The following is a 6,547-nucleotide window of genomic DNA, read 5'->3' on the forward strand; positions in this document are numbered from 1 at the left end:
ATTCCAACGAGTTAAGACGAAAGGAGGTGATTCAGGCGTGATGCGGATCACAGCCTGTTACCGGCGATTAAGCGGGGTAAACACAACGGGGTATCCGGTCGCTGTGCGTGACAGCGACCGGATACCCCGTGGCACGGGACGGGCTCAGCCCGCCAGCACGACCTTGCCGAGCTCGGCGGGCGAGGCGAGCAGCTCGTGGCGCGGCAGGACCCGCACCGTGTAGCCGATCGTGCCCGCGTGCGGCAGCGGCACCTCGGCCTCGTAGTTGCCGTTGCCCGCGTACGACATCGGCGCCGTGACCAGGTCGTACAGCTCCTCGCCGTCGCCGACCCTGCCGAGCACGACCTGCACGTCCACCTCGGACGGCTCCAGGTTCGCCAGCTCGACCCTGGCCCGCACGGTCACCGGCGCGCCGAGCACCGGCGTCGGGTGGCCGCCGATGGACAGCTCCGAGTCCAGCACCTGCACCCGCGGCCACGCCGCGCGCAGCCGCTGCCGGTAGTCGGCCAGCTCCTTCGCGCCGCGGAAGCCCTCGCCGACGACCGACTGGGCCGAGGCGGCGGCGGGCGCGTACAGCGTCTCCACGTACTCGCGCACCATCCGCGAGGCCTGCACGGCCGGGCCGAGCGAGGCCAGCGTGTGCCGGACCATCGCGAGCCAGCGGGTGGGCGTGCCGTCCTCGCCGCGGTCGTAGAACAGCGGCGCCACCTGGTTGCCGAGCAGCTCGTAGAGCGCGGTGGCCTCCAGGTCGTCGCGGCGGGTCGGGTCGGTCACGCCGTCGGCGGTCGGGATGGCCCAGCCGTTGCTGCCGTCGTAGAGCTCGTCCCACCAGCCGTCGCGGATGGACAGGTTGAGCCCGCCGTTGAGCGCGGACTTCATGCCCGACGTGCCGCACGCCTCCAGCGGCCGCATCGGGTTGTTCAGCCACACGTCGCAGCCCCAGTAGAGGTAGCGGGCCATCGACATGTCGTAGTCGGGCAGGAACACGATCCGGTGCCGCACGCCCGCGTCGTCGGCGTAGCGGACGATCTGCTGGATCAGCGCCTTGCCGCCGTCGTCGGCCGGGTGCGACTTGCCCGCGACGACGAGCTGCACCGGGCGTTCCGGGTGCAGCAGCATCGCGCGCAGCCGCTCCGGGTCGCGCAGCATCAGGGTCAGCCGCTTGTAGGTGGGGACGCGGCGGGCGAACCCGACGGTCAGCACGTCCGGGTCGAACACCGAGTCGGTCCAGCCCAGCTCCAGCGCCGACGCGCCGCGCTGCAGCCACGACGCGCGGACCCGGCGGCGGACCTCGTCGACCAGGCGGCCGCGCAGCTCGGTGCGCAGCTCCCACAGCCGGGTGTCGGTGACCGGCTCGAACCGCAGCCCGACCCCGGACTCCTCGGACTCGCCGAGCATCCGGCTCATCTCGGTCGCCGCCCACGTCGGGCCGTGCACGCCGTTGGTCACCGACCGGATCGGCACCTCGGTCACGTCGAAGCCGGGCCAGAGGCCGCGGAACATGTCCCGGCTGACCTCGCCGTGCAGCTTCGACACGCCGTTCGCCCGCTGCGCGAGCCGCAGGCCCATGTGCGCCATGTTGAACAGGCCGGGGTTGTCCTCCGCGCCCAGCGCCAGCACCCGCTGCGTGCTCACGCCCGGCAGCAGCGTCTCGGAGCCGAAGTAGTGCTGCACGAGGTCCACCGGGAACCGGTCGATGCCCGCCGGCACCGGCGTGTGCGTCGTGAACACCGTGCCCGCCCGCACCGCCGCGTGCGCCTGGTCGAAGTCCAGGCCCTCGGTGGTCGTCAGCTCCCGGATCCGCTCCAGCCCCAGGAACCCGGCGTGCCCCTCGTTGGTGTGGAACACCTCGGGCTTCGGGTGCCCGGTCAGCTCGCAGTAGGTGCGCACCGCCCGGACCCCGCCGATGCCCGCCAGGATCTCCTGCCGGATCCGGTGGTCCTGGTCCCCGCCGTACAGCCGGTCGGTGACCCCGCGCAGGTCCTCGTCGTTCTCCTCGACGTCGGAGTCGAGCAGCAGCAGCGGGATCCGCCCCACCTGCGCCTTCCAGATCTTGGCCCGCAGCACCCGGTCGCCCGGCATGGCCACGTGCACCAGGATCGGCGCGCCGGACGGCTCGGTCAGCAGCTCCAGCGGAAGCGCCCTCGGGTCCAGCACCGGGTAGTGCTCGATCTGCCACCCGTCGAGCGACAGCGACTGCCGGAAGTACCCGGACCGGTAGAGCAGCCCCACCGCGATCAACGGCACCCCGAGGTCGGACGCCGCCTTCAGGTGGTCACCCGCCAGCACCCCGAGCCCACCGGAGTAGTTCGGCAGCGCCTCGGTGACGCCGAACTCCATCGAGAAGTACGCGATCGCCTCCGGCAACGGGCTCAGCTCGTAGTTCCCGTGCTCCCGCCGCGCCTGCACCTCCTCCTGGCGCCTCTGGAACCACCGCGGCCCCTGCGTGTAGCGGTCGAGGTCGTCGGCCAGCGCACGCGCGTGCGACAGGAACTGCTCGTCCCTCGCGAGCACCTCCAACCGCTCCGGCGCTACCTCGGACAACAGCCGCAACGGGTCGCCACCCACATCGGACCAGACCTTGGGGTCCACCGACGCGAAGAGGTCCTGCGTCGGCGGATGCCAGGTCCAGCGCAGGTTGGTGGCGAGCGTGCCCAGGGACGCCAGTGGCTCCGGCAGGCTGGCTCGGACGGTGAACCGGCGAAGTGCTCGCATGGCGACGGACCTTATCTCCCGCCGGCGGCAACACGACAAGTCTCCACTCCGAACCTGCAACGGTTTGCAGGATCGGTACCGGGACCGATCCAGAAGACCTATGAGTGCCACCAGGTCTTTCGGGTCGGAAGGCGGGGTCGGCGGGGGTGCTCGCGTTCGGAGCAGCGAACGGGGAGCGCGAGCACGGGAAGGGAAGTTGAGTGGTGCTCACAATTCCGGTGTCCCGCGCCCGCTCAACCCCCGCCGCGGCTCCACGTCGCGAGGACGCCCGCGATCTCGGGCACGTCCAGCTCCCCGGCGGCGACCGAGACGACGAGCTTCTCGCCCTCGTCCACCGAAGGCGCGCGGAGGTCGGCGTCGTTCAGGACGTAGAACAGGCGCGTGGCCACCCAGGCCATGCGCTTGTTCCCGTCGACCAGCGCGTGGTTGCGCGCGAGGGAGTGCAGCAGCGCCGCCGCCTTCTCGTCGAACGAGGGGTACGCCTGGTTGCCGAAGACCGTCGCCTGCGGGCGGATCAGCGCGGACTCGAGCAGACCCCAGTCGCGGACTTCCGCTTCCTGGCCGAATACCGCCCGCGCCGCCGCGAGCAGGTCGTCCAGCTGCACGTAGTCGATCACCGGGCGAGGCGGTCGAGCAGTTCGGCGTCCTCGGCGACGATCCGCGCCAGAGCCTCGTCGCGGAGCTTCGTCCGGCGCTGCACGTACTCCCGGATGGCCTGCCGCGCGACCTCCTGCATGGATCGGTTCTCCCGCTCCGCGGTGCGCCGCAGATCCTCGTTCTCCTCGTCGGTCAGCCTCAACGTCATCGCCATGCCCCGATGATACCGCCCGGTATCAGTCGGTATCAGCGAACCGCCCGAAGGTCGCCCGCCCGCCCGCTCCCACCCACCCCCGCGTTACCAACGCGTTAACTGGATCAGGTCTCATCAAGGCGACTTACGGCGTGGCGCGCGGCATTCGGGCGAACCCGTCCTTGATGATCACGGCCAGCAGGTCTTGCGACTGTGGACACACCGCCCGCGCGGGCACCGGGTTGGCCGCGCCGGGGTGTGCGGGTCGACTCGAATGGGTACGGGTAGTTGTAGTAGTCCCCGGTGATGACCTGCCGCAACGAGCAAGGCAGACTGAACGGGCCCGCGGTTCTGCCGCGCGAGAACACGGCGAGAGGGCGTAGCCGATGAGCGGACGACTCGGCATCGATGACGTTTCCCCAGAGGTCAGCGGTGGCCGCTATCCGGCGAAAGCCGTAGTGGGGGAACACATCCCGGTGGAGGCGACGGTCTGGCGCGAGGGGCATGACGCCATCGCGGCCACCGTGGCTTGGCGCGGGCCCAAGGATCGGATCGCCCGGCAGACCAGGATGGCACCGCACGGTGTCGGGCTGGACCGCTTCGCCACCGTCATCGTTCCCGAGGACGAGGGGGCCTGGACGTTCCGCGTGGACGCGTGGAGCGACCCGTGGGCGACGTGGCGGCACGCGGTGGAGGCGAAGATCGGCGCGGGCCAGGGGGCCGACGAGCTGGCGAACGACCTGGAGAGCGGCGCGCTGCTGCTCGACCGGGTCTCCCGCAGGCCCGACCGCCGCCGGGAGCGCCCGCTGCTGGCGAACGCCGCGGCCGCGCTGCGCGACGGGCACCGGCCGCTGCCGGAGCGGGTCGCGCCCGCGCTGGCGTCGGACGTGCACCGGATCATGACCGAGTTCCCGGTGCGGGAGCTGGTCACCAAGGGCAAGACGCACAAGGTGTGGGTGGACCGCCAGCGGGCCGCGTTCGGCTCCTGGTACGAGTTCTTCCCGCGCTCCACCGGTGGCCGCGACGAGAACGGCGTGCCGGTGCACGGCACGTTCACCACGGCGACCAAGGAGCTCGACCGGGTCGCGTCGATGGGGTTCGACGTGGCTTACCTGCCGCCGATCCACCCCGTCGGCAGGGTCAACCGCAAGGGCCCCAACAACACCCTGGTCGCCGACGAGCACGACGTCGGCTCGCCGTGGGCGATCGGCGCGGACGAGGGCGGGCACGACGCCATCGCGCCGGAGCTCGGCACGATCGAGGACTTCGACCGGTTCGTCGCCCGCGCGAACGAGCTGAACCTGGAAGTGGCGCTGGACCTCGCGCTGCAGTGCGCGCCGGACCACCCGTGGGTGCTCAAGTCGCCGGAGTGGTTCACCACCCGCCCGGACGGCACGATCGCCTACGCCGAGAACCCGCCCAAGAAGTACCAGGACATCTACCCCGTCAACTTCGACAACGACCCCAAGGGCATCTACCACGAGGTCCTGCGCGTGGTGCTGCACTGGGTCGACCACGGGGTGCGGATCTTCCGGGTCGACAACCCGCACACCAAGCCGCCGGACTTCTGGGCGTGGCTGATCTGGGCCGTGAAGGACAAGCACCCCGACGTGCTGTTCCTGGCCGAGGCGTTCACCCGGCCCGCGCGGCTCTACGGACTGGCGAAGCTCGGCTTCACCCAGTCCTACACCTACTTCACCTGGCGCACGAGCAAGCAGGAGCTGACCGAGTTCGGCACCGAGCAGGTCGCGCACTGGGACGAGGCCCGCCCGAACCTGTTCGTCAACACCCCGGACATCCTCCACGAGTCGCTGCAGCACGGCGGTCCCGGCATGTTCGCGCTGCGCGCGGCGCTGGCCGCCACGATGGCGCCGACGTGGGGCGTGTACTCGGGCTACGAGCTGTTCGAGCACGAGGCCGTGAAGCCCGGCAGCGAGGAATACCTCGACTCCGAGAAGTACCAGTTGCGGCCACGCGACTACGCGGGCGCCCTGACCGAGGGCCGTTCGCTGGAACCGTGGCTCCGCAAGCTGAACGCTGCCCGCCGGGCACACCCGGCCCTGCAGCAGATGCGCACCCTGAAGTTCCACCACATCGACAACGACGCCCTGATCGCCTACTCCAAACAGGATCCGGCAACCGGCGACACCGTCGTGACTGTGGTGAGCTTGGACCCGAACGACCCGCAGGCGGGCACTCTCTGGCTCGACCTGCCCTCGCTCGGCTTCGACTGGCACGAGCGCCTCATCGCGCACGACGAGGTCACCGGCGAGACGTGGGACTGGGGACAGGCGAACTACGTCCGGCTGGAACCGTGGCGCGCCGTCGCGCACATCGTGGGGTTGCAGCGCCGGTTCTCCTGAACCCATCAGGAACTCGAGGACCCCCGCGTGCACCAGGTACGCAGGGGATGGTTGACGTACCCGCTATGAGGTGGGACGAGGTGGAGATCATGCAGGAAGATTCCCGACCCGACGCGGCCCTGGGGCTCGAGGGTGTGCCGCACACCGGTGAAGCGATCACCGCCGACGGTCTGTTGGTGGAGCCACAGGCCGAGGACTTCCAGCACGCGAAACAGGCGCCGCGGAACCCGGACTGGTTCAAGGGCGCGGTGTTCTACGAGGTGCTGGTGCGAGCCTTCACCGACTCCAACGGCGACGGCACGGGCGACCTGCGTGGTCTCGCCAGCAGACTGGACTACCTGGAGTGGCTGGGCGTCGACTGCCTCTGGCTGCCCCCGTTCTACGCCTCCCCGTTGCGCGACGGGGGTTACGACATCAGCGACTTCCGCGCCGTGCTGCCGGAGTTCGGCAACATCGAGGACTTCGTCTACCTCCTGGACGAGGCGCACCGCCGCGGCATCCGGGTGATCACGGACCTGGTGCTCAACCACACCTCCGACGCGCACCCGTGGTTCCAGCAGTCGCGCATGGACCCGGACGGCCCCTACGGCGACTACTACGTGTGGAGCGACGACGACTCGCGCTACTCCGACGCGCGGATCATCTTCGTGGACACGGAGACGTCGAACTGGACCTACGA

The 6,547-nt window shown here is 70.3% G+C and carries 5 protein-coding genes; 2 read left to right on the forward strand and 3 right to left on the reverse strand.

Annotation, left to right across the window (positions count from 1 at the left end):
* Positions 1-144: 144 nt before the first annotated feature.
* The 3 genes from glgP to CLV43_RS17545 all read right to left on the reverse strand — a co-directional run bounded on the left by glgP (position 145) and on the right by CLV43_RS17545 (position 3,526).
* On the reverse strand, positions 145-2,715 hold the full coding sequence (glgP, locus tag CLV43_RS17535; protein ID WP_106188214.1) for an alpha-glucan family phosphorylase: 2,571 nt from the start codon (positions 2,713-2,715) through the stop codon (positions 145-147).
* A gap of 233 nt (positions 2,716-2,948) precedes the next feature.
* Positions 2,949-3,332: a type II toxin-antitoxin system death-on-curing family toxin gene (locus tag CLV43_RS17540; protein WP_106188215.1), complete on the reverse strand. Its 384-nt coding sequence runs from the start codon at positions 3,330-3,332 to the stop codon at positions 2,949-2,951.
* Positions 3,329-3,526: a ribbon-helix-helix protein, CopG family gene (locus CLV43_RS17545; RefSeq protein ID WP_211304388.1), complete on the reverse strand. Its 198-nt coding sequence runs from the start codon at positions 3,524-3,526 to the stop codon at positions 3,329-3,331. Before CLV43_RS17545 ends, CLV43_RS17540 begins: the two co-directional genes overlap by 4 nt.
* A 365-nt stretch (positions 3,527-3,891) precedes the next feature.
* On the opposite strand from CLV43_RS17545, the gene CLV43_RS17550 reads away from it, so the two are divergent.
* Positions 3,892-5,868, forward strand: coding sequence for an alpha-1,4-glucan--maltose-1-phosphate maltosyltransferase (locus tag CLV43_RS17550; protein ID WP_106188216.1), 1,977 nt, complete (start codon positions 3,892-3,894; stop codon positions 5,866-5,868).
* An 89-nt stretch (positions 5,869-5,957) separates the two neighbouring features.
* The coding region (locus tag CLV43_RS17555; protein ID WP_245886568.1) for an alpha-amylase family glycosyl hydrolase at positions 5,958-6,547 on the forward strand (590 nt) is incomplete at its 3' end.

This window comes from Umezawaea tangerina (genome assembly GCF_003002815.1).
GTDB classification, from domain to species: Bacteria; Actinomycetota; Actinomycetes; order Mycobacteriales; family Pseudonocardiaceae; genus Umezawaea; species Umezawaea tangerina.